Below are 20,399 nucleotides of genomic sequence, written 5' to 3'. Positions count from 1 at the left end.
GGAGCCTCCCCCGCCGGGCGGGGCACCGCACACCCGGGGGTGCGGTGCCTGCTCCGTACGGGTGACATCGGAGGGGGCGGCTGTGCATAGCATGAGGTCATCCCCCGGTCCACGAGCGGTACACGAACGGTAGGAGTCCCCCTCCATGACAGAGCGCAAGCCCATCGAATCGTGGCTCACCGACATGGACGGGGTGCTGATGCACGAGGGGGTGCCGGTCCCCGGTGCGGACGCCTTCATCCGGAAGCTGCGCGACTCGGGGCGGCCGTTCCTCGTCCTCACCAACAACTCGATCTACACGGCCCGGGACCTGCACGCCCGCCTGAACCGGATCGGGCTCGACGTGCCGGTCGAGAACATCTGGACCTCCGCCCTGGCCACGGCGACGTTCCTGGACACCCAGCACCCCGGTGGTACGGCCTACGTCATCGGCGAGGCCGGTCTGACGACGGCCCTGCACGACGCGGGCTACGTCATGACCGACGCCGACCCCGATTTCGTGATCCTGGGTGAGACGCGTACGTACTCGTTCGAGGCCCTGACGAAGGCCATCCGTCTGATCGACAACGGGGCCCGGTTCATCGCCACCAACCCGGACAGCACCGGACCGTCCCCCCAGGGCGCGTTGCCCGCGACGGGTTCCGTGGCCGCGCTGATCACGAAGGCCACCGGGAAGGAGCCGTACTTCGTCGGCAAGCCGAACCCCCTGATGATGCGCACCGGCCTCAACGTCATCGGAGCACACTCCGAGACCAGCGCCATGATCGGTGACCGGATGGACACGGACGTGCTGGCCGGGCTCGAAGCCGGGATGGAGACCTTCCTCGTCCTCACGGGCCTCACGGCGAAGGGCGACATCGACCAGTACCCCTACCGGCCGACCAGGATCGTGGACTCGATCGCGGACCTGGTGGACCTCGTCTGAGCCGACGTCAGCGGCGCCGCCGCCCCAGCAGTACGGCCACGCTCCCGGCGGCCAGCAGCAGCGCGGTCACCGCCAGGGCCGTGTTCAGCCCTCCGAGCCCGGTGCCGGAGAGCTCGTGGGCGAGGGGGAAGCCACTGCCGCGGGGCGTGGGAGAGGCGGGGTCCGTGCCGTCGGAGCCGGGGTCGTCGGCTTCCGGTGCGGGCTCTGTCCCGGTGCCCGCACCGGCGCCCGTCCTGATGCGGAACCGGTACTCGTCCGACTGTCCGACCCAGTCGCCGTCGTCCTCGTGCCGCTGGACGACGGCGGCCGTGGCGACGACCTCGCCCGCCACGGCGTCGGACGTGAGGGCGAGCCGCAACTTCACGGTGAGCGTCCGGCCGGCCTCGACGGTGAACCCCCCGAAACCCGCGTCGTCGTCGGCGAGGGCACCGACGAGTTCGTCCTCGTCGGTGGTCTCGAAGCGGACGGTGTGCGGCAGTTCCCGGTCCTTTGCGTAGAACTCCAGCACCGGCTGCGAGGCCTGCAGCTCCCGTCTGTCGTCGACGAGCACGACGACCGGGTGGATGCCGGCGCAGGGACGGTCGGTGGTGTTGGTGAGCTCGAGGTACCAGGTGCCGAAGCCGCCCCCGGCCCGGTAGGAGTCGGGGCCGCCGTGGACACGGGTGGTCAGCGGGAAGTCGGACTCGCCCGCGGTGGCACAGGCGGGCGGCGGCGCTTCCGCGTGGGCCTGGGCCGCGCCGGGAAGGATCGCGGCCACCACCGCCAGGAACAGGGACGCGGGCGTGCAGAGTCGCATGCCATGTGGCCTTGCCGTTCGCCCGGCGGGCACCACGGCAGCGCCTCCGATCACCCCCCGCACGGCGGCACGGTTCCCCCCACTCGGCGGAACCCGGCCCGCCCAGCCCTCGTCCGATCCAGCCCGGTGCGGTCCGGTGCGGTCCGGTGCGGTCCGGTGCGGTCCGGTGCGGTCCGGTGCGGTCCAGCCCAGCCCAGTGAGGCCCAGTCCAGCCCAGCCCAGTCCAGCCCAGTCCAGTCCAGCCCAGTCCAGCCCAGTCCAGCCCAGTCCAGCCCGGCCCAGCCCGGCCCAGTGAGGCCCAGTGAGGCCCAGTGAGGCCCAGTGAGGCCCAGTGAGGCCCAGCCCAGCCCAGTGAGGCCCAGTCCAGCCCAGCCCAGTCCAGCCCAGTCCAGCCCAGTCCAGCCCGGCCCAGCCCAGTCCAGCCCGGCCCAGCCCAGTCCAGCCCGGCCCAGCCCAGCCCAGTGCGGTCTGACACAGTCCTCGACGCTCCGCCACGCCCCGTCGCCATCCGCCCCGGTCCGACACGGTCCGACACGGTCCGACACGGACCGACACGGACCGCCCCTATCCGTCGTCCCGTCCGAACACCGGGGCCAGTACACACTGGGCGGCCCCCTCGGCGACCCGTCGCCCGCCGCCGTGCCCGGCGCCCGAGGCGATCCGTACCGGGACGGGGGTGCCCCCGGTGCGCCGCGCGCGGGCCTCCAGGACCTCGCGTACGCCTCGTACGAAGGTCTCCGGGGCCGCCTCGACGATCCGGCCGCCGAGCAGGACGCGGTCGATGTCCAGCAGGCCGACCAGGTTCGCCGCGCCGGCGCCCAGTACCCGCGCGGCCTCGTGCGTGCAGCCCCTGGCCACCGCGTCCAGGCACAGGGCCTCGATGCAGCCCCGGTCACCGCAGCCGCAGGGCGGCCCGTCGAGCTGGAGAACCTGGTGGCCGAACTCCCCCGCCCCGGTCCGTGAACCCCGGTGCACGCTGCCGCCGATCACCAGCCCCGCCCCGAGCCCCGTACCGAGGTGCAGATAGGCGAAGGAGCCGTCCTCGCCTCCGACGGCCAGGCCCAGCGCCGCCGCGTTGGTGTCCTTGTCGACGACGACCGGCACCCCCAGTCGCTGCGACAGCGCGCCCCGCAGCGGATACCCGTCCCATTCGGGGAACCCCGTCACCCGGTGCAGTACGCCCCGGACGTGGTCCAGCGGTCCGGGCAGGGCGATCCCGGCACCGAGGAGGGAGAGGCAGCCGCCTCCGCGTACGGCTGCCCCGTCCCACAGTTCCTCGACAGCTCCCGCCACCCGGGTCAGTACCGCCTCCGCGCCCGCGCCCAGGTCCAGGGGGGTGTTCCGCTCCCCCACGACCGTCCCGTCGAGGTCGACGAGGACGGCCCGCAGTTCGTCCCGGTCCAGGTGCACGCCCACCGCGTGCCCGGCCTCCGGCACCAGGCGCAGTACGGTCCGGGGTTTGCCCCCGGTGGACGCCCGGCGTCCCGCGTCCGCCGCAAGGCCGTCCGCCCGCAGCCGGGCCGTGATCTTGCTGACCGCCTGCGGGGTGAGTCCGGTCCGCTCGGCGAGTTCGAGGCGGCTGATGCCCGCCGCTCCGGCGGTCCGCAGCAGGTCGAGTACGAGCGCGGTGTTGTGGCTGCGCAGGCCGAGCAGGTTGACCCCGCCGCCCGTCATGCCCGCCACACCCGCTGTGCCCGCTCCGTCCGCCCCGCCCCTGCCGTCCGCCCCGCCCCTGCCGTCCGGTCCGCCGTTCGTCCTGTTCACCCGCCCATTCTCTCCCGTGCTTGCACTTTCGCAACAGCGTTGCGAAAGTGGGGCCATGACTGGCACCCCCCTCCGCGTCGGCCTCGTCGGCTACGGCCTCGCGGGCTCCGTGTTCCACGCCCCGCTGATCGCCGCGACCGAGGGCCTCGCCCTCGACACGGTGGTCACCTCGAACCCCGAGCGGCAGCGGCAGGCCCGCGCCGAGTTCCCGGACATCCGTGTCGCGGCCACCCCGGACGAGCTCTTCGGGCGCGCCGGCGAGCTGGACCTGATCGTCATCGCGTCGCCGAACAGGACGCACGTACCGCTCGCCACCGCCGCCCTGCAGGCCGGCCTGCCGGCCGTCGTCGACAAGCCCGTCGCCGGTACGGCCGCCGGGGCCCGCGAGCTGGCGGCACTCGCCGAGGAGCGCGGCCTGCTCCTCTCCGTCTTCCAGAACCGCCGCTGGGACAACGACTTCCTCACCCTGCGCAAGCTGGTGTCCGAGGGCACGCTGGGTGACGTGTACCGGTTCGAGTCCCGCTTCGAGCGCTGGCGGCCGGAGCTCAAGGGCGGCTGGCGGGAGTCCGGCGACCCCACAGACATCGGAGGTCTGCTCTACGACCTCGGCAGCCATGTCGTCGACCAGGCGCTGGTCCTCTTCGGCCCGGTGACCTCCGTGTACGCCGAGACGGACATCCGCCGCGACGGCGCGCGGACGGACGACGACACGTTCCTCGCGCTCACGCACGCGAACGGCGTCCGCTCGCACCTCTACGTCTCCGCGACCACGGCCCAGCTCGGCCCGCGTTTCCGCGTCCTGGGCTCCGGGGCGGGGTACGTCAAGCACGGTCTCGACCCCCAGGAGGCGGCTCTGCGCGAGGGCCTGCGCCCCGACGCCGGTGCCGAGTGGGGCACCGAGCCCGAGGAGCTGTGGGGCCGCGTCGGTTCCGGGGAGTCCCCGGTGACCGGTGGCGGCCGCGTGGAGCCGACCGTGCCCGGCGACTACCCCGCGTACTACACGGCCGTGGCGAAGGCCCTCCTGGAAGGCGGCCCCAACCCGGTGACCGCGCAGGAGGCCGCCGCGGCGCTGGACGTCCTGGAGGCCGCCCGCCGTTCGGCCGACGAGAAGGTGACGGTGACGCTGTGACGCAGCCCGAACCGACCCCCACCGTCGAAGAGCTGGAGGAACAGGAACGCCGTCTGGTCTTCCGCCGGTTCGGCCACGAGGACGCCTGGGCGCTGGGCTCGCTCCTCGTCGGCCTGGCCCGGGAGCGGCAGGCCCCCGTCGCCCTCGACATCCACCGCGCCGGCCAGCAGCTCTTCCACGCGGCACTGCCCGGCTCGACCCCCGACAACGACGCCTGGATCGCCCGCAAGCGGCGGGTCGTCGAGCGGTACGGCTGCGCCTCGTATCTGGTGGGCGCCCGGCACCGCGCCCAGGGCACGACGTTCGAGGAGTCGTCGCGCCTCGACCCCGACACGTACGCGGCACACGGCGGTTCGTTCCCGATCGTCCTCGAGGGCACGGGGGTGATCGGCGCGGTGACGGTCTCCGGTCTTCCCCAGCTCCAGGACCACCTCATGGTGGTGGAGGCCCTGACCCGCTTCCTCGACACCGGCGCCTCCTGACCCGTCCGCCCGCCCGCCCGCGCTCCCCTCCCGCCCCTGGGCCGGAGGGGAGCGCGCGGCTGTGCGGCTACGCTGCGCCGAACACCTGCCGCTGCCGGCCCAGCCCGTCGATCTCCAGCTCCACCACGTCCCCGGCCCGCAGGAACGGCTTCGGCTCCGGCCGGCCCAGCGCCACCCCCGCCGGCGTACCGGTGTTGACGACGTCCCCCGGGTACAGCGTCATGAACCGGCTGACGTACCGCACGACTTCACCCACGGGGAAGATCTGCTCGGCGGTCGTCCCGTCCTGCTTCAACTCGCCGTTGACCCACAGCCGCAGCGCGAGGTTCTGCGGATCGGCGACGTCGTCGGCGGTGACGAGCCACGGTCCGAGCGGGTTGAACGTCTCGCAGTTCTTCCCCTTGTCCCAGGTGCCGCCCCGCTCGATCTGGAACTCCCGCTCGGAGACGTCGTGCGCGACGGCGTACCCGGCGACATGCGCGAGCCCTTCCTCCGCGGACCCGAGGTAGCGCGCCGTACGCCCGATCACGACCGCCAGCTCGACCTCCCAGTCGGTCTTCGTGGACCCGCGCGGCACGAGCACGGTGTCGTGCGGCCCGACGACGGTGTCCGCCGCCTTGAAGAAGATCACCGGCTCGGCGGGCGGCTCGGCCCCCGTCTCACGGGCGTGGTCGTGGTAGTTCAGCCCGATGCAGACGATCTTGCCGATCCTCGCCAGCGGCGGCCCGGTCCGCAGCCCCGTCGCGTCGAGCGCGGGCAGCTCACCGGCGTCGGCGGCGGCCCGGACGCGGTCGAGCGCCGCCCCGTCGGCGAGCAGTGCCCCGTCGATGTCGGCGACGAGACCCGACAGGTCCCGCAGAGTCCCGCCGGCGTCGAGCAGCGCGGGCCGCTCCTGCCCCGCCGTACCGACTCGCAGCAGCTTCATGAGGCGTCTCTCTCCCTGGGTAGCGGGCCCGCCCGACGAAGCGACCCGGATGCGGCGGGCACAGCCATCGGAGGACTGGTCGATCGTCCAAGGCCGACTTCCGGTCCGCAAGACCCCGTTCACGTACTGGACCGGGCCGGGCGTGGGGCCGGGCGTGCGTCACCGATAGAGCACCGCCCGTTCCACCACGCCCCACGCCATGCTGGTGACCACGTACAGCGCGGCGGCCAGCGGCACGACGGCCACGGTGACGAGCGTGAAGAACGACAGGAACGGCATCACCTTGACCACCGCGCCCATCCCCGGCACGGCGACGGGTGCCGCGGCACCGGCGCCCGTACCCGTACCCGCGCCGGTCAAGGCCGAGTTCGCCGCCATCGACCGCTTGGTCAGCCGACAGCTGAAGGCCGCGACCGCCACCACGACCGCGAACAGCCCGACGTACACGAGCCCCGCCCCGCCGAGCAGGCCTCCGTCCCCCAGGGCGTCGGCCCATCGGCCGCCCAACGGCGCGGTGAACAGCTCGTGGCCGAGCAGTTCGTTGGGCCGCCCGCCGATCGTGGTGTTCGAGAACAGGTAGAACAGCAGGAAGAAGGCGGGCAGTTGGAAGAGGCTGGGCAGGACGCCGGCCAGCGGCGACACCTTCTCCCGGGTGTGCAGTTCGAGGAGGGCCCGCTGGAGTTTCTCGGGGCTGCGGCCGTACCGGCGCCGCAACTCGGCGATCTTCGGCTGGAGTTCGGTCCTCGCCTTCTGCCCGCGCGCGGCGGCCCGGGACAGGGGGTGGACGAGGAGTCGTACGAGCGCGGTGAACAGGACGATCGCGGCGGCGGCCGCGGAGAGGCCGAACAACGGCCGGAGCAGGTCGGCCAGGTGCCCGACCAGGCTGGCGAAAACGGACATGGGTGGTGAGCCCTCCGGGGGTCTCGTCGTGCCGGAACGGAAGAACGCGATGACGGCATGACGCCCCGCACGCGGGCACACGCGGCGAAGGGACCGAAGGCCCCGGAAGGACGGGAAGCCCTCACGGACGGCGGATGCGCCGCCCCGCAGCCGGTGTGTGTGCCCTTATGCGGCGGTCGCCGGGAGGCCGTGCCCGGGGGCTCTGGGCCGGGTACGGCCCCTGGCGTCGGGGTCACGCTGCGGCAGGAAGGCGGTACGCCGGTCACGGTCGCGTATCGCCGTACGCACCCGGGTGGGCGGCACGACGGGAGCGCAGCGCGCGAGGACGACGGCGCACACGGTGAGGGTGGCGGCGGCAGCCGTGGTTGCGGCGAGCGCGACGGTGCCGGAGAGTCCGGAGAGACCGTCGGCGGCCGGCAGCACGAGCAGGAGGACCTGGAGCAGCGGGAGCAGCACGGCGACCGCGGCAGAAACGCTGCGCACGTCGCCACGACCGCGCGTCGCGGTACGGATCACTGACGCCCCCTCCCCCTGTCGCCTCGCACCCGACCGGACCAGACACGGTCCGGCCCGCTCCCACCTTGACGTCCGGGACGGGCACAACAGTTCCGTGCGGCTCCGCACTCCTCCGCGCTCCTCCGCGCGGCTCCGGAGGAGCGGCATTCCGCCATCCGCCGCAGCCGCACCGGGAGACGCGCTCCCACCCCCTTCGTACACAGGTTTGGGAAAGGGCTGTGACAACTCTCGACATCCCCACCCCGCACCCCGATGCTTCATCCGACAACGCATGGCATGCACGCGACAGCAACGCATGACCGGCACCACCGCCCGGTGCCGAGTGGAGCGAAGACGCAGAGACGCAGAGTCCTGGAGACGCCATGAACCGGATGATCCGACGCAGAAGCCTGCTCGCCGCGGCCGGCGGGACGGTCCTCGGAAGCGCCCTGGCCACCGGCACCGCCCGCGCGGACGCCACCATCGCCGTCGACCCGTCGGCGGCGTTCGGCACCTGGGAGGGCTGGGGCACCTCGCTGGCCTGGTGGGCGAACGTCTTCGGCGGCCGGGACGACTTCGCCGACCTCTTCTTCACCACCCGCTCCGTCCCGTACGGCGGACGGACACTCCCCGGTCTGGGCCTGAACATCGCCCGCTACAACCTCGGCGCGTGCGGCTGGAACAGCGTCGGCGGCGAGACGATGGTGGAGTCCCCCAACATCCCCGGCTTCAAGCAGATCGAGGGCTACTGGCAGGACTGGAACAACGAGGACCCGGCGTCCTCCGCCTGGAAGTGGACGGCGGACGCCACCCAGCGCGCGATGCTGCTCAAGGCCGTACAGCGGGGCGCGACCACCGAGCTGTTCGCCAACTCCCCGATGTGGTGGATGTGTGCCAACCACAACCCGTCCGGAGCGGCCGGCGGCGGCAACAACCTGCAGTCCTGGAACCACCGTCAGCACGCCTCCCACCTGGCCGCCGTCGCCCTGTACGCCCGGAACAACTGGGGCGTGGACTTCGCGACCGTCGACCCCTTCAACGAGCCGAGCTCCGGCTGGTGGACGGCGACGGGCACGCAGGAGGGCTGTCACATCGACGCACCGACGCAGGCGTCCGTCCTGGCGCACCTGCGCACCGAGCTGGACCGTCGGGGCCTGACCGGCTTGCGCGTCTCGGCCTCGGACGAGACCGGCTACGACCTCGCGCGGACGACGTGGAACTCCTTCGGCTCCTCCACCCGGGCGCTGGTCAGCCAGGTCAACGTGCACGGCTACCAGGGCTCGGGCGGCCGCCGCGACCTGCTGTACACGGACGTCGTGACCAACGGCCGCAAGATCCTGTGGAACTCGGAGACCGGCGACAGCGACGGCACCGGCATGACCATGGCCGGCAACCTCCTGTACGACTTCCGCTGGCTGCACCCGACGGCCTGGTGCTATTGGCAGGTCATGGACCCGTCACCGGGCTGGGCGATGATCGCGTACGACCCGAACACGCTCCAGCCCGGCGCCGTCCAGCCGAAGTACTACGTGATGGCCCAGTTCAGCCGCCACGTCCGCCCCGGCATGACCGTCCTCGGCACGGGGGTGAGCTACGCGGTGGCCGCCCTGGACCGCGCCGCCCGCCGCCTGGTGATCGTCGCGGCGAACACGTCGGCGTCGTCCCAGACCCTGACGTTCGACCTCTCCCGCTTCTCCGTGACGGGCGGCCCGGGCGGCCTGGTCCCGCGCTGGAACACGGTGACGACGGGCGGCGGCGACCTCTACACCGCCCACTCGGACGTCCGCCTGAACGGCACCTCGGTGAGCGTGCCCTTCGCCCCGAAGTCGGTCCAGACCCTGCAACTCGACGGGGTGACGGTGTGACCGGCGCACCCCCGCCGGCCCCTGCCGGTCCTCGCGGCCCGCTCCCGCCCCTTGCCCCCGGTCCCCGGTTCGCCATCGGGAATGCCTCCGGCCTGCGGCCGTCTCCTCCCATGTCACCGGTCGGCAGTACGGTGTCCTCCATGCGCCCCGACACGCCCGCCGAAAACGTCGACCACACCGCCGAAGCGGCACGCCTGGAGCGGACCGCCGACCTGTATCCCCAGGACATCGAAGCCCTGCTGCTGAGGGCCGCCGCCCATCTCGAACTCTCCGGCGACCGCCCCGCCGCGGCCACCCTCTACGACCGGCTGCTGGCCACCGACGCGGAGCTGGAGAACCCGTCCCTGGTCCGCGCACTGAAGGCCTCGAACCTCTGGGAGTACGGCCACGAGGCGGAGGCCCGCGCCATCATCGACGGCATCCGCACCGCGGCCCCGCGCGACCCGGCTCCCTGGGTGATCGTCGCGGAGTCCCTGGAGGCCCACGACGAGCTGGAGCAGGCGCACGAGACGTTCACGGAGGCGGTGGAGCTCCTCCTCACCGACGTGCCGGAGCCTCCGACCGCCACCCACCCGCTCCTCTTCGGCCGCCACCGCGTGCGCAGGATGCTGGGCGCGGCGCACGACGGGTGGGACGCCCTGGCGGACTCCGTGCACACCCTGCCGATCACCCTGGACGAACTCCACGACCCGAAGCGCGTCTGGTCGCTGGGCTCGGAGAACCCGGCGGAGCTGGAGGCGGAGATCACCCGCCTGCGGGCGGAGCTGGGCGCGTACCGGACGGCGCTGTCCCGCCCCTTCCCGGTGGCGGTCCTCCACTGGCCGGCGGACGAACTGACCGAGCTCCTGGAGGCGTGCCCCGCCCTCGCCGCCGAGTACCCGTCGCACGAGGAGCACCTGGCCACGATAGAGACGGCCCTGCGCGAACTGGCCGCCTCGGGCACCCCCAACCTGGGCATCGTCACGGGCACCGTCCCCTCGTACGAGGCCTTCGCCGCGTCCGAGGGCACCACCCCCGACGACACCGACCTCCTCCCCCAGTACGCCACCACGCTGGCGGCCCGCGGCCGCGCCCTCCCGTGGCCCCCGCAGCGGTCGGCCACCTGCTGGTGCGGCTCGGGCCGCACGTACGGGGAATGCCACGGCACGACAGCGGTGTGACGGGGGCGCGGCGCCAGGGAGCTCCCGTCATTGACAGACTTGGTTAATAAGATTAGCTTTTGGTTAATCAGATTAGCCAATTCTGGAGGCCGCCATGCCCGAACACCTTCCCGTCGACGGCGGCACGATCGCTTACGAGGTGACGGGATCCGGCCCGCTGATCGTCCTCGCGCACGGCATGGGCGACAGCCGCGCCGCGTACAGCGCCGTGGTCCCGCAGCTGGTGGCGGCGGGTTACCGGGTCGCCGCGGTCGATCTGCGCGGCTGCGGCGAGTCGAGCGTCGACTGGCCGGCCTGGAGCCGCACCGCCGTCGCCGGCGACCTGCTCGCCGTGATCCGCCACCTGGGCGGGCCGGCCGTACTCGTCGGCCACTCGTTCTCCGGCGGCGCCGCCACCATCGCCGCCGCGCAGGAGCCCTCGCTGGTCACCGCGGTGGTCGAGCTGGCGCCGTTCACCCGGGGGCAGTCGATCCGCCTCGGCGACCTGCGGGTGCGGCGCTTCCGCCGGGGCATGCTGCGGCTGCTCGGCGCGGGCGTCTTCGGCAGCGTGCCGTTGTGGCGCTCGTACCTCGACGTGGCCTACCCCGGCGCGAAGCCGGCCGGCTGGGCCGAGCGGCTCGGCCGCATCGACTCCCTGCTGCGCGAGCCGGGCCGGATGAAGGCCCTGCAGGGCATGGGCCGCAGCGCCCCGACCGACGCCGGCGCACAGCTCGGCAACGTCCGCTGCCCGGTCCTGGTCGTGATGGGCACGCTCGACCCCGACTGGGCCGACCCGCACGCCGAGGGTTCGGCGGTCGTCGGCGCCCTGCCGTCCGGCCTCGGCCGCCTGGAGATGATCGAGGACGCCGGGCACTACCCTCACGACCAGTTCCCCGACCGGGTGGTGTCGCTCGTGCTCGCCTTCCTCCGCTCGGACACCACCCGTGCCTAGGGCCGGCCTGGACCCGGCGGCCGTGGTCGCGGCCGGTGCCGCCCTCGCCGACGAGGTGGGCCTCGCCCACCTGACGATGGGTCTGCTCGCCGAGCGGCTGGGCGTGCGCCCCCCGTCCCTGTACAAGCACGTGGGCGGCCAGGAGGACCTCAACCGGCGCATCGCGGCCCTGGCGTGCGCCGAGGCCGCCGACGCCGTCGGCGACGCGATCCGGGGACACGCGGGCCGCGACGCCCTGACGGCCGCGGCACGCGCCTTCCGCACCTTCGTCCTGGAGCACCCCGGCCGGTACACCGCGACGATCGGCGTGGAACCGTCCGGCCCGGACGACCCGGTCGCCACCGCGGGCCGGCGGCTGCTGGACGCGTTCACGGCGGTCCTGCGCGGCTACGAGATCAAGGAAGCCGACGTGGACCACGCCCTGCGCCTGCTCCGCAGCCTCTTCCACGGCTTCGCCACCTTGCAGGTGGCCAACGGCTTCCAGTGGAGCGCCGACATCGACGAGAGCTTCGAGTGGCTCATCTCCTTCACCGACCGCGGCCTGCGCGCCCTGTGAGAGCGTCCCCGCCGCCACCCCCGTGCCCGGACCGCCGTGGCGCTCGGCCCCGGCGAGCGGCGCCGTCCGGCCTAGGCCTTCCGGCTGCGGAGCGCCGGCTCCCGGGAATACCCCAGGGCCTCCTCGGACGTCTCCAGCGCTTGTTCCCGACGACCGCTCTCCGCCAGGCACGCAGCGTGGTTGTGGACCGCGGTGGCGAGCGCCGGGTGGACCGCGGTGGCGAGCGCCGGAAGGAAGGCGTCACCGTACCGGGCGATGTCCGAGGCCGGTCCGGTACCCACCGCGGCCTGCATGAGGTCCAGCAGCGCGGTCATCTGGAGCCTCAGCGCGTTTCCCGCCGTGTCGTCCAACGCGGGTGGTGCGGCGGCGAGACGACGGGCGAGGTCCCGTCAGCCCGTCCGCGGCCTTCGCTCCTCAACCGGCTCGGGCAGCCCTTGAAGACCGCGGGCCAGTCCGGTGACCGAGGCGACGTAGGTCGCGCGCCGTGCCGCGGCCCCCGTACTGAGCGACCCCAGGGACAACAGGCGTGCCGCTGGTCCGATCCGGTGACCAGCACCACCGACACCGCCGGATCGCCGCCGTCCCGCCATGCCGCCAGCGTGGCCAGCTCCTCCCGCCTGCCGCGGAAGGCGACGGTCTCGGCCGCCGCCGCGAGCAGTGAGCCGGGGGTACGTGCCGTGAGTGGCGTCACGCGACAGCCCAGCGAGCCCGCCGGCTCCACGGGCTCCACCACCGGAGGGCTTCCGGTGTGCTCCTCCACGAGCTCCGCGAAGCGGGCGTCGGTGCAGAACCGCCAGGCCGGCGCGGCCAGCGGGCGCCGGTTCTCGAACTCGCCGACGTCCTCGACCACCACCCCGACGAGCAGATGCCGCCCCGCGCCGTCCCCGCAGAAGACAGCCGTACCGGACGCCTCGGCCCGCGCGCCGCGGGGGCGTGGACGCGGGGCCGTCGTCTGGTCGAGCACCATCGTGTCCAGGACACCCGTGGCCAGCGGCGGCAGCGTCCCGCCCAGTTGTTCCACCTCGCGCCGGCCGTACTCGTCCTCCGCCAGCAGCGGGAAACCCAAGCCCTCGTAGGCCGGGCGGCGGGTACCGACCGTCCTGCCCCAGCGCACCTCTCCCGGGCAGTGCACCGGCTCGGTCAACTCCAGCAGCGCCACGTCGAGAGCACCGTCGAACCCGCCCACCGCCTTGCCCCGTCCGGTATCGGCATCCGCCGTGGGCCAGCACAGCCGTGCCCGGCGACGCGGCGGCTTCTCGTCTGCGCCCGGAGAGCCGATCCACACCGACACGCACGGCAACACACGGTCTTCGCGGAACACCACATGACGCGCGGTCGACACCAGCCTGGGCCCCAGCAGATAGCCCGAGCCGAAACTCTGCTGCACCGACTCCGTGCCGGCCCGTACGTCGACCAGGGCGAGCGGATCCATGCTCAGGCGTCCTCCTCGTCCCACCTCCTCTTCTGGCCCCGGGACACCCTGGCCCTTTCGCCGCCCAGCGCTTCGTCGCGCACGCTCAACCGCAGCAACAGCCGGTGCGTACTGGCTTTCTCGATCTTCGCGTCACCCCCGGCCGAAACGACCCCGAACGTCACCTTCCCCTGTGGGCCCGCGCCCTTCGTCAGCTCGACCTGCAACTCCAGCTCGACTTCGTCGATCTCGAACCGCAACTGCTGGCCGGAGCCCGCGTCCTGCGCCTCTCCCAGCTCCCGCCGCAACTGCTCCACCGCCTGCGCCCGCCCGATGCTCCTCACGCCCGTCCCCTCCCGTCGGCCCCGCCCTCGTGACTCTCCCGAACCAGCCATATCCCACTCAGCACACGTCACTGCCGGTAAACGGGAGGGGTGTTGGTGTACCTATGCCCCGTGGGCGCGGTCCAGGTGCTGACCCCGGTATGCGGATCACGCGTGACCTTCCACCCGGGGTGGTGCGTCTTCAGCCGATGACGCCGACGGCACAACGGCTGAAGGTCTCCGGCACCGTCTGCCCGCCCCGCTCCGGATACCGGTGGTCGAACGGCCGGACATGGTCGAGGTCGCACCGGTGAGCGGGCATCCGGCAGCTGGGGAAGGCGCAGTGCTGATCCCCGGCGATCACGCGCCGCTCGGTCTCGGCCGTCGGGCGGTAGGTCGTCGGGGCGGTCTTGACGAGCAGCCCGGACTTCGGATGCGTCAGCAACCGCCACCAGACGATACCCGGCGCGAGGACGACCTCGCGGGCCTGACCTACCGTGATCGGCCCATGACCCTTCAGCTCCGCCGACCCACCCTCCGAACCCAACAGAACAACGCCCAGACCTCCGTCCGCTTCTCATACCTATCGAGAAGCGGACCCGTCCCGTGTGCCCTTCAGCGCGCCCGACTAGCGCCCTTCTTCTCCCAGTACGTCCGGTGATAGTGGAGGTATTCCTGCCGGACTCGGTGACTGCCCTTCAGGGTGAGCTTCGGCAAGAGCATCGCACCCGACATATCTGCACGCATGACGATAGACCAGCCCTCATCTATCGCGACCGCACCAACATCAAGCCGCACGTGACAATTCGGGCATAAGTGCAGGATGTTGGGCTCGACGTCGGGACCATGATGAGGTTTCCCCAAAGGCCGTATATGGGCGCCCTCGCTATATGTCTTGCCATCTGGCCCGACCAATTGGAGGCCACACAGTTGGCACTTGCCCTCATGGAGGCTCTTGATCCGCTCCGCGGCAGCCGTATCCCGGATCAAGCGGCGCACCCGCATGCTGCGCGATCGCGGGAACTTCTCCCCGCACCGCTGCTCGTCGCGCTGTTGGTCTTGCTCGTCTTCGAGCTCTGCCAGCACATCAACAATACGACGTTCGAGCAGGGTCTGCACTTGCTCCCGATCTAGACGAGTAAGTCGTATGTCTTCAGTGGTCGTAGGCGATCAACGATCGAGTGATCGGTGCGCCGGTCAGGTTGTTCAGCCAGATCGCGGCGGCCATGGCCAGAATGCGCTGGGCGACGCGGACCGCGACGCCCGCGCAGCTGCGCCCTCCGTGGCCCTCCAGGTCGAGCTGGCCTTTGAGGGTGTCGTTGACCGACTCGATCAGCTGGCGGACCTTCTTCAGCATCGGCTCGCCGTACCGGGCCTTCTCGCGCTTGCGGGAGGGCCGCAGCAAGGTGATGCCGTGGTCGGCCAGCAACTGCTCGAAAGCTCGGCCGGCGAAGCCCTTGTCGGAGATGAGCAGGATGCCGTCGTGCTCGGCGACGACGCCTGCTTCGACCTCCAGCATCGCGGCCAGCACCTCGCGTTCGCCGATCTTGGGGTCCGCCAGGGCCCACAGGATCGGCATCCCGGCCGGGGTGCACACGAGGTACAGCCGCAGCCCCCAGAAGAACCGCGAGTGGCTGGCGCAGTAGCCGTATCCGGCCCATCCGGCCAGGTCGGAGCGTTTCACGGTGGGCCGCGACATGCCGCACGGCACCGGGGTGGAGTCCACGATCCAGCAGTCGTCCAGCCAGAAGTCGGACGCCTTCGCGAGCATCCGGACGACCCGCTTGACCAGGCCGAGCGCCGCGCGCAGGCGTTTGTTGTAGCCGGACTGCTGGGGCAGGTACGGAAACATCCCGGCCAGGTGCTTGCGGGCGTAGCGCAGCCAGTGGGCTTCGGAGGTGAATCCGAGCATCGCCTGGGCGACCGCGGCGCACACCAGCTCGGAGTCGGTCAGCAACGGCGGCCTGCCCAGCCAACGCGGCCCTCCCAACTCGTCGTCGATCTTCACGTACAGTGCGGTGATGAGGGTCTCGAGGTCGTTCGTCACACATCGACCAACGGGACCCTCACCCTTTGCGCTCAACGAGACTTCGGACTTACTCGTCTAGCAAGCGGCGTAGATCAAACTGGCAAATATCAATCGGTGACCCATCAAGGGCCGGACGCTTGGAGGTAGCCGTACGAACATCCGTGATCACATACAGGCCGTCATACCTGTAGGAGTCGAATGGTGAGTACCTCGGGTCTCCCTCGTATCCTCGAATCACGCGTATGGGGTGCCCCCGCTCGTAGCTGAGTCGGAGCGCAGCGTTGTCCTCATACGACCACGACTGGCTTCGGAGTAGCCTGCCACTGGGATCCTTGTCCTTGTTTTTCGAAGCCCCGGTGTACCGGATCCACTCCCAGTGATCTTCGTCGTCCTCATAGCCTCCATGCAGGACTATCGCGTCTCCGACCTTTCTGCCGTCCTGATCCTCAAGCCAGGAGATACCTCGCTGGTTCGTTTGGTGCAGTTTTGCCCGCATTACGTCTAATCTTCGATGGAAGACCGCGCCCACAGGAACACCGTCTACATGCCCGATGACTCGTTCGATTCCCATCCGCCTATATTTGAATGAGGGTGATCGACTTTGTCAACTATACTTTGAGTAAGATGTGCTGAGAGCATCAAGGCCTGCCCCCTCGGACTACCTCTGCTTGGATCGTCAGAGCTCTCTGTTACACAGGAGCTCGCTACCCCGAGCACTCGAAGGAGCCCATATGTCCGAGTTGGAGGATCTGGCCCACCCCGCACCAGGCCTATATGAGCAACTGATCACGCTCCGCTTCGAGCAAAAGCTGGAGGAGCTCTCCCAACTCGGCTGGCACCCGGTAAGCGACGTAGTGGGCCCCGAATCAGCCCCCTACTTGCTTGCACGGCACGTCTCTCAGACTGTGCGCCGCGTTCTGCAGAACCTGCCCGTTGAGGATCGGGTACACGCGGCCAACCACATCTTGGAATCCATTGGCACACTCAAGGGAGCACAGGAGTGGGTGGACCTCGTTGCAGACGGCCCTCGGCAACTCCTGGCGATCACGCAACAGGAAACACCCGGAGTCTTCGCCGTGCGCCCCGGCATCCCTCTCTCCGACACCGCTCTCCTGACGAACTCCCCGGAGGACCCAAGCCTTGGCTTTGAGCTGCGCGCAGAGCTCGCTACCGCTGACCGCGTGGACCTCCTCTGCGCCTTCGTCAAGTGGCACGGACTACGGGTCATCGAGCGATCCTTGCAATCAGCCCACGACCGGGGCGTACCGATACGGGTCTTGACCACCACGTACATCGGCGCCACCGAACGGCGAGCCCTGGACCGCCTGGTCGAAGACTTCAATGCCGAGGTCAAAGTCAACTACGAGACGCGGTCGACCCGACTTCACGCCAAGGCGTGGCTGTTCCAACGAAACAGCGGCTACAACACGGCGTACGTCGGGAGCTCGAATCTATCGAAGGCTGCACTCCTTGACGGACTTGAGTGGAATGTACGCCTTTCCTCCGTAGCCACACCCGAGGTGATGCGGAAGTTCGAGGCAACGTTCGAGTCGTACTGGAACGACCCGTCCTTCGAGACGTACGAGCCACACGCCGATGGCGCTCGCCTTCAGGAAGCACTGGCGGTGGCCGGTGGCGCGCCGTCAGTAGACCGACCTATCACGTTGTCCGGTCTCGAGGTACGGCTGTACCCCTATCAACAGGACATGATCGAGCGCCTTGACGTCGAGCGTGAAGTGCATGATCGCCACCGCAACCTCTTGGTAGCTGCAACAGGCACGGGCAAGACGGTCATGGCCGCCCTGGACTACAAGCGCCTCCGGCAGAAACATGGCCGCGACCTCCGCCTCCTCTTCGTCGCTCACCGCAAAGAAATCTTGCAGCAATCCTTGCGGACCTATCAAGACACCCTGCTCGACGCAAATTTCGGGGAATACCTGCACAGCGGGGAGATTCCGGATCATTGGGCGCATGTCTTCGCAAGCGTCCAGTCACTCAATGCAAGGGCGCTAGGTCGTCTCGCCCCCGGCCACTTCGACGTCATCGTGATCGATGAGTTCCATCACGGGACCTCTCCAACATACCGGAAGATCATTGGACACTTCCAACCCCTAGAACTGCTGGGGCTGACTGCAACGCCCGAACGCATGGATGGCAAGAATATCCAGGATGAGTTCTTCGATGGCCGTATCGCGGCCGAGATGCGCCTGTGGGAAGCACTGGACAACAAGCTTCTGTGCCCCTTCCACTACTTCGGCATCAGCGACAACACCGATCTGAGCTCCGTGGAGTGGAAGCGCGGAGCCTATGACGTGAACGCGCTCAGCAACGTCCTGACAGGCAACAAGGTTCGCGCTGGCCTCGTCGTGAAGGCCGTTGAGGACAAGATTTCGGACCCGGGTCGTATGCGGGCGTTGGGGTTCTGCGTCTCCGTCGCCCATGCTCACTTCATGGCAGACTCCTTCCGTTCCGCAGGTTTTAGCGCCATTGCTGTCTCCGGGGAGACGCCGGCCGACCAGCGTCAGGAAGCTCTCACGGACCTGAAGGCTGGGAAACTGCAGGTGATCTTCTCGGTCGACCTCTTCAACGAAGGCGTCGACCTCCCTGATGTCGACGCCCTGCTCCTGCTCCGCCCCACGTCGAGCGCGACCGTGTTCCTTCAGCAGCTCGGCCGTGGCCTTCGACGCTCTGACAACAAGGCGGTGTTGACAGTCCTGGACTTCATTGGCCAACACCGCAAGGAGTTCCGCTTCGAGCACCAGTTCCGCGCCCTGACGAACCTGACGCGCAAGCGACTGTTGAACCACATCGCTCACGACTTCCCTCAGCTCCCCTCCGGCTGCGAGATCATGCTAGAGGAGAAGGCGAAGCACACCATCATCGCCAATATCAAGGGCCAGCTCAGCGTCAATGTGACCACGCTGGCTCGCGAAGTAACTGACTATGCAGATCCCAGCCTAAGCCGCTACCTGGAAGAGAGCGAGCGGGAGATCAAGGAGGTATACCGAGGAAACGGAAATTCCTGGACCGGGCTGCTCCGCCGTGCCAACTTGATGAACCGCGAGGCGCCCGAGGGAGAGGCCGCACTCCTCAACCGAGTACCCGCCTTTCTCCACGTCGACGACCCGCTGCGCGTGGCCGCATACACGCACATGCTGGAAGATGACGCCCCTGCCTACAGTGACCTTGATGAGCAGGGGAAGGCATACGCACGCATGCTCTTCTTCCAACTATGGCCGCTGGGTGGCGTGACGAGGAAGGGTTTCGCGAGCTACGACGCCGGATTCACTACTCTCCGCAAGCAACATGCTGTCCGCAGCGAGCTGCGCCAGGTGCTGGCGTACAGCCTCGCCCGTACCGAGCACGTACCTATCCCTCTCCTCGACGCAGCTGGCGACCGGGGTGTTCCGCTGACTGTGCATGCCTCCTACAGCCGCGAAGAGATCCTTCCTGCCCTCGGCCAAGCTGATGTCGGAGGCTTCATGCCGGGCGACTTCCGTGAAGGAGTCAGATGGTGCGAGTCCGCAAAGACCGACGCTCTCCTCATCACCCTCGAAAAGGACGAGAAGGACTTTTCGCCGCAGACTCGCTACCACGACTTCGCACTGAGCGAGACACGGTTCCACTGGGAGTCCCAAAACCAGACCTCAGAAACGTCCGCGACCGGGTTGAGATACCGGCATCACGTCGCTCAGGGGAGCCGGGTGTTGCTGTTTGTTCGTCGCTACAAGACTACAGACATCGGCGGCGCTCAGCCGTGGATGCTGCTAGGCCCTGCCGAGTACGAGAAGCACGAGGGCAGCAAGCCAATGGCCATCACTTGGAAGGTGACACACACCATCCCGGCGGACGTGTTGTCGTACGCCAAGGCGGTAGCTGCGGGTTGACCTCCACCTGGAGGAAAGGGCCTCATCTATCTAAGCGGCTCTTCGAAGTTGGTGGGGGTGATCGTCGGCCGACGCGCCTCGGCCGCCCCACGGAGCGCCGCCCGACCAGGACGTTCGACGGGCAGTCGGCGCGTGCCGAGGTGCCGACGGCCGGCGGTACCCCCGTCAAGTTCGAGGACCCATCTAAGCGGCCTCCGCTTCGGCCTCGTAGTGCATCTGAGCCCGGTCCAACACGTCATCCGGGTCCAGTCCGCGCGCGGAGGTCCAGTGCAGCAAGTCAGCGATCAGCTCGATCGCCGATTCCTCCAGCGCTGATTCGCGCCGCCGACCTTCCAGGACGACACCGCCGCGCCCCCGGTAGCTCTCCAGCGTCTCGATAGCACGCTCCACACGGCGGCACGTGGCCTCGGGGCCCAGCTCGATCTCACACCAGACCGCCTTACCGAGCGCCGTGACAACAGTCCCCCAGTCCGCCGCCATGGCGGCGAGAAGATGCAGACCACGCCCACACTCCGCGTCACAGTCGGTGCCGCGCACGGCAGGCAGCGCGCGACTCTTGTCGTGCATCTCGACACGCAGCCGGTCGCACTTCCACTCCAGAATCAGAGTGGCCAATGCGCCCTCACCGACGTGCTTGATGACGTTCGTCGCCAGTTCCGTGACAAGAAGCCCCGTCTCATCGCCGGCCGTGGGCACACCCCACTGGTCGAGTTGTGCGGCAGTGATCCTCCGCAGCAGTTGCACCTCTGCCGGCAACGCGGCAAAGGGCAGGACGCAGCGGCGCTGACGGTTCCCTGCATCGATACCAGGCATGGGCGTTC

21 protein-coding genes are annotated in these 20,399 nt (G+C 69.8%); 8 read left to right on the top strand and 13 right to left on the bottom strand.

The window, feature by feature from the left end; all coding sequences use genetic code 11:
* Positions 1-145 precede the first annotated feature (145 nt).
* Positions 146-925, top strand: coding sequence for an HAD-IIA family hydrolase (locus HUV60_RS21310; RefSeq protein ID WP_257848845.1), 780 nt, complete (start codon positions 146-148; stop codon positions 923-925).
* Positions 926-932: 7 nt separating this feature from the next.
* On the opposite strand, the gene HUV60_RS21305 is transcribed toward HUV60_RS21310, so the two are convergent.
* Both HUV60_RS21305 and HUV60_RS21300 read right to left on the bottom strand, forming a co-directional pair.
* Positions 933-1,721 carry a hypothetical protein gene (locus HUV60_RS21305; RefSeq protein WP_257848844.1) on the bottom strand — a complete coding sequence of 263 codons (789 nt, stop codon included), beginning with the start codon at positions 1,719-1,721 and terminating at the stop codon, positions 933-935.
* Positions 1,722-2,285: 564 nt separating this feature from the next.
* A complete protein-coding gene (locus tag HUV60_RS21300; protein WP_257850192.1) occupies positions 2,286-3,395 on the bottom strand; it encodes an ROK family transcriptional regulator in 1,110 nt (369 codons plus the stop codon).
* Positions 3,396-3,540: 145 nt separating this feature from the next.
* Here HUV60_RS21300 and HUV60_RS21295 point away from each other — a divergent pair, with 145 nt between their 5' ends.
* The gene (locus HUV60_RS21295) at positions 3,541-4,614 is read left to right on the top strand and encodes a Gfo/Idh/MocA family protein (protein WP_257848843.1); all 1,074 of its coding nucleotides are present in this window, start codon (positions 3,541-3,543) and stop codon (positions 4,612-4,614) included.
* The gene (locus HUV60_RS21290; RefSeq protein ID WP_257848842.1) at positions 4,611-5,096 is read left to right on the top strand and encodes a heme-degrading domain-containing protein; all 486 of its coding nucleotides are present in this window, start codon (positions 4,611-4,613) and stop codon (positions 5,094-5,096) included. Before HUV60_RS21295 ends, HUV60_RS21290 begins: the two co-directional genes overlap by 4 nt.
* 67 nt (positions 5,097-5,163) lie before the next feature.
* Here the strand turns inward: HUV60_RS21290 and HUV60_RS21285 are convergent, their stop codons facing one another.
* From HUV60_RS21285 to HUV60_RS21275, 3 genes are all read right to left on the bottom strand, one after another.
* The gene (locus HUV60_RS21285) at positions 5,164-6,021 is read right to left on the bottom strand and encodes a fumarylacetoacetate hydrolase family protein (protein ID WP_257848841.1); all 858 of its coding nucleotides are present in this window, start codon (positions 6,019-6,021) and stop codon (positions 5,164-5,166) included.
* Positions 6,022-6,180: 159 nt separating this feature from the next.
* Positions 6,181-6,921 carry a YidC/Oxa1 family membrane protein insertase gene (locus HUV60_RS21280; RefSeq protein ID WP_257848840.1) on the bottom strand — a complete coding sequence of 247 codons (741 nt, stop codon included), beginning with the start codon at positions 6,919-6,921 and terminating at the stop codon, positions 6,181-6,183.
* A 165-nt stretch (positions 6,922-7,086) separates the two neighbouring features.
* The gene (locus HUV60_RS21275; protein ID WP_331462008.1) at positions 7,087-7,404 is read right to left on the bottom strand and encodes a DUF6412 domain-containing protein; all 318 of its coding nucleotides are present in this window, start codon (positions 7,402-7,404) and stop codon (positions 7,087-7,089) included.
* Positions 7,405-7,808: 404 nt separating this feature from the next.
* Here HUV60_RS21275 and HUV60_RS21270 point away from each other — a divergent pair, with 404 nt between their 5' ends.
* From HUV60_RS21270 to HUV60_RS21255, 4 genes are all read left to right on the top strand, one after another.
* Positions 7,809-9,281: a glycoside hydrolase gene (locus tag HUV60_RS21270; RefSeq protein WP_257850190.1), complete on the top strand. Its 1,473-nt coding sequence runs from the start codon at positions 7,809-7,811 to the stop codon at positions 9,279-9,281.
* Between the two features lie 140 nt (positions 9,282-9,421).
* Entirely contained in the window at positions 9,422-10,441 is a 1,020-nt protein-coding gene (locus HUV60_RS21265) for an SEC-C domain-containing protein (protein ID WP_257848839.1), read from the top strand.
* Between the two features lie 94 nt (positions 10,442-10,535).
* Positions 10,536-11,372 carry an alpha/beta fold hydrolase gene (locus HUV60_RS21260; protein WP_257848838.1) on the top strand — a complete coding sequence of 279 codons (837 nt, stop codon included), beginning with the start codon at positions 10,536-10,538 and terminating at the stop codon, positions 11,370-11,372.
* Between the two features lie 22 nt (positions 11,373-11,394).
* Positions 11,395-11,928 (top strand): TetR/AcrR family transcriptional regulator, encoded by a 534-nt coding sequence (locus tag HUV60_RS21255; RefSeq protein ID WP_257850189.1) that lies wholly within the window; start codon positions 11,395-11,397, stop codon positions 11,926-11,928.
* A gap of 71 nt (positions 11,929-11,999) precedes the next feature.
* Here the strand turns inward: HUV60_RS21255 and HUV60_RS21250 are convergent, their stop codons facing one another.
* The 7 genes from HUV60_RS21250 to HUV60_RS34000 form a co-directional block, all read right to left on the bottom strand.
* Complete coding sequence (locus tag HUV60_RS21250; protein WP_257848837.1) at positions 12,000-12,242, bottom strand: hypothetical protein; 243 nt, start codon at positions 12,240-12,242, stop codon at positions 12,000-12,002.
* Between the two features lie 8 nt (positions 12,243-12,250).
* A complete protein-coding gene (locus tag HUV60_RS21245) occupies positions 12,251-13,360 on the bottom strand; it encodes a hypothetical protein (RefSeq protein WP_257848836.1) in 1,110 nt (369 codons plus the stop codon).
* A 2-nt stretch (positions 13,361-13,362) separates the two neighbouring features.
* Positions 13,363-13,683, bottom strand: coding sequence for a trypco2 family protein (locus HUV60_RS21240; protein WP_257848835.1), 321 nt, complete (start codon positions 13,681-13,683; stop codon positions 13,363-13,365).
* A gap of 181 nt (positions 13,684-13,864) precedes the next feature.
* Complete coding sequence (locus HUV60_RS21235; protein WP_257848834.1) at positions 13,865-14,209, bottom strand: hypothetical protein; 345 nt, start codon at positions 14,207-14,209, stop codon at positions 13,865-13,867.
* A gap of 68 nt (positions 14,210-14,277) precedes the next feature.
* Entirely contained in the window at positions 14,278-14,781 is a 504-nt protein-coding gene (locus HUV60_RS21230) for an HNH endonuclease (protein ID WP_257848833.1), read from the bottom strand.
* Positions 14,782-14,815: 34 nt separating this feature from the next.
* Complete coding sequence (locus tag HUV60_RS21225; RefSeq protein WP_257848832.1) at positions 14,816-15,709, bottom strand: IS982 family transposase; 894 nt, start codon at positions 15,707-15,709, stop codon at positions 14,816-14,818.
* A gap of 49 nt (positions 15,710-15,758) precedes the next feature.
* Positions 15,759-16,262, bottom strand: coding sequence for a YDG/SRA domain-containing protein (locus tag HUV60_RS34000; RefSeq protein ID WP_443047369.1), 504 nt, complete (start codon positions 16,260-16,262; stop codon positions 15,759-15,761).
* 160 nt (positions 16,263-16,422) lie between these two features.
* Between HUV60_RS34000 and HUV60_RS21220 the strand changes: the two genes are divergently transcribed.
* A complete protein-coding gene (locus HUV60_RS21220) occupies positions 16,423-19,578 on the top strand; it encodes a DUF3427 domain-containing protein (RefSeq protein WP_257848831.1) in 3,156 nt (1,051 codons plus the stop codon).
* A 183-nt stretch (positions 19,579-19,761) separates the two neighbouring features.
* Here HUV60_RS21220 and HUV60_RS21215 read toward each other — a convergent pair whose 3' ends face one another.
* On the bottom strand, positions 19,762-20,391 hold the full coding sequence (locus HUV60_RS21215) for an ATP-binding protein (protein WP_257848830.1): 630 nt from the start codon (positions 20,389-20,391) through the stop codon (positions 19,762-19,764).
* Positions 20,392-20,399: the final 8 nt, after the last annotated feature.

This window comes from Streptomyces sp. KMM 9044, assembly GCF_024701375.2.
Taxonomy (GTDB): Bacteria; Actinomycetota; Actinomycetes; order Streptomycetales; family Streptomycetaceae; genus Streptomyces.
This window is presented reverse-complemented; position numbering and strand designations above follow the sequence as displayed.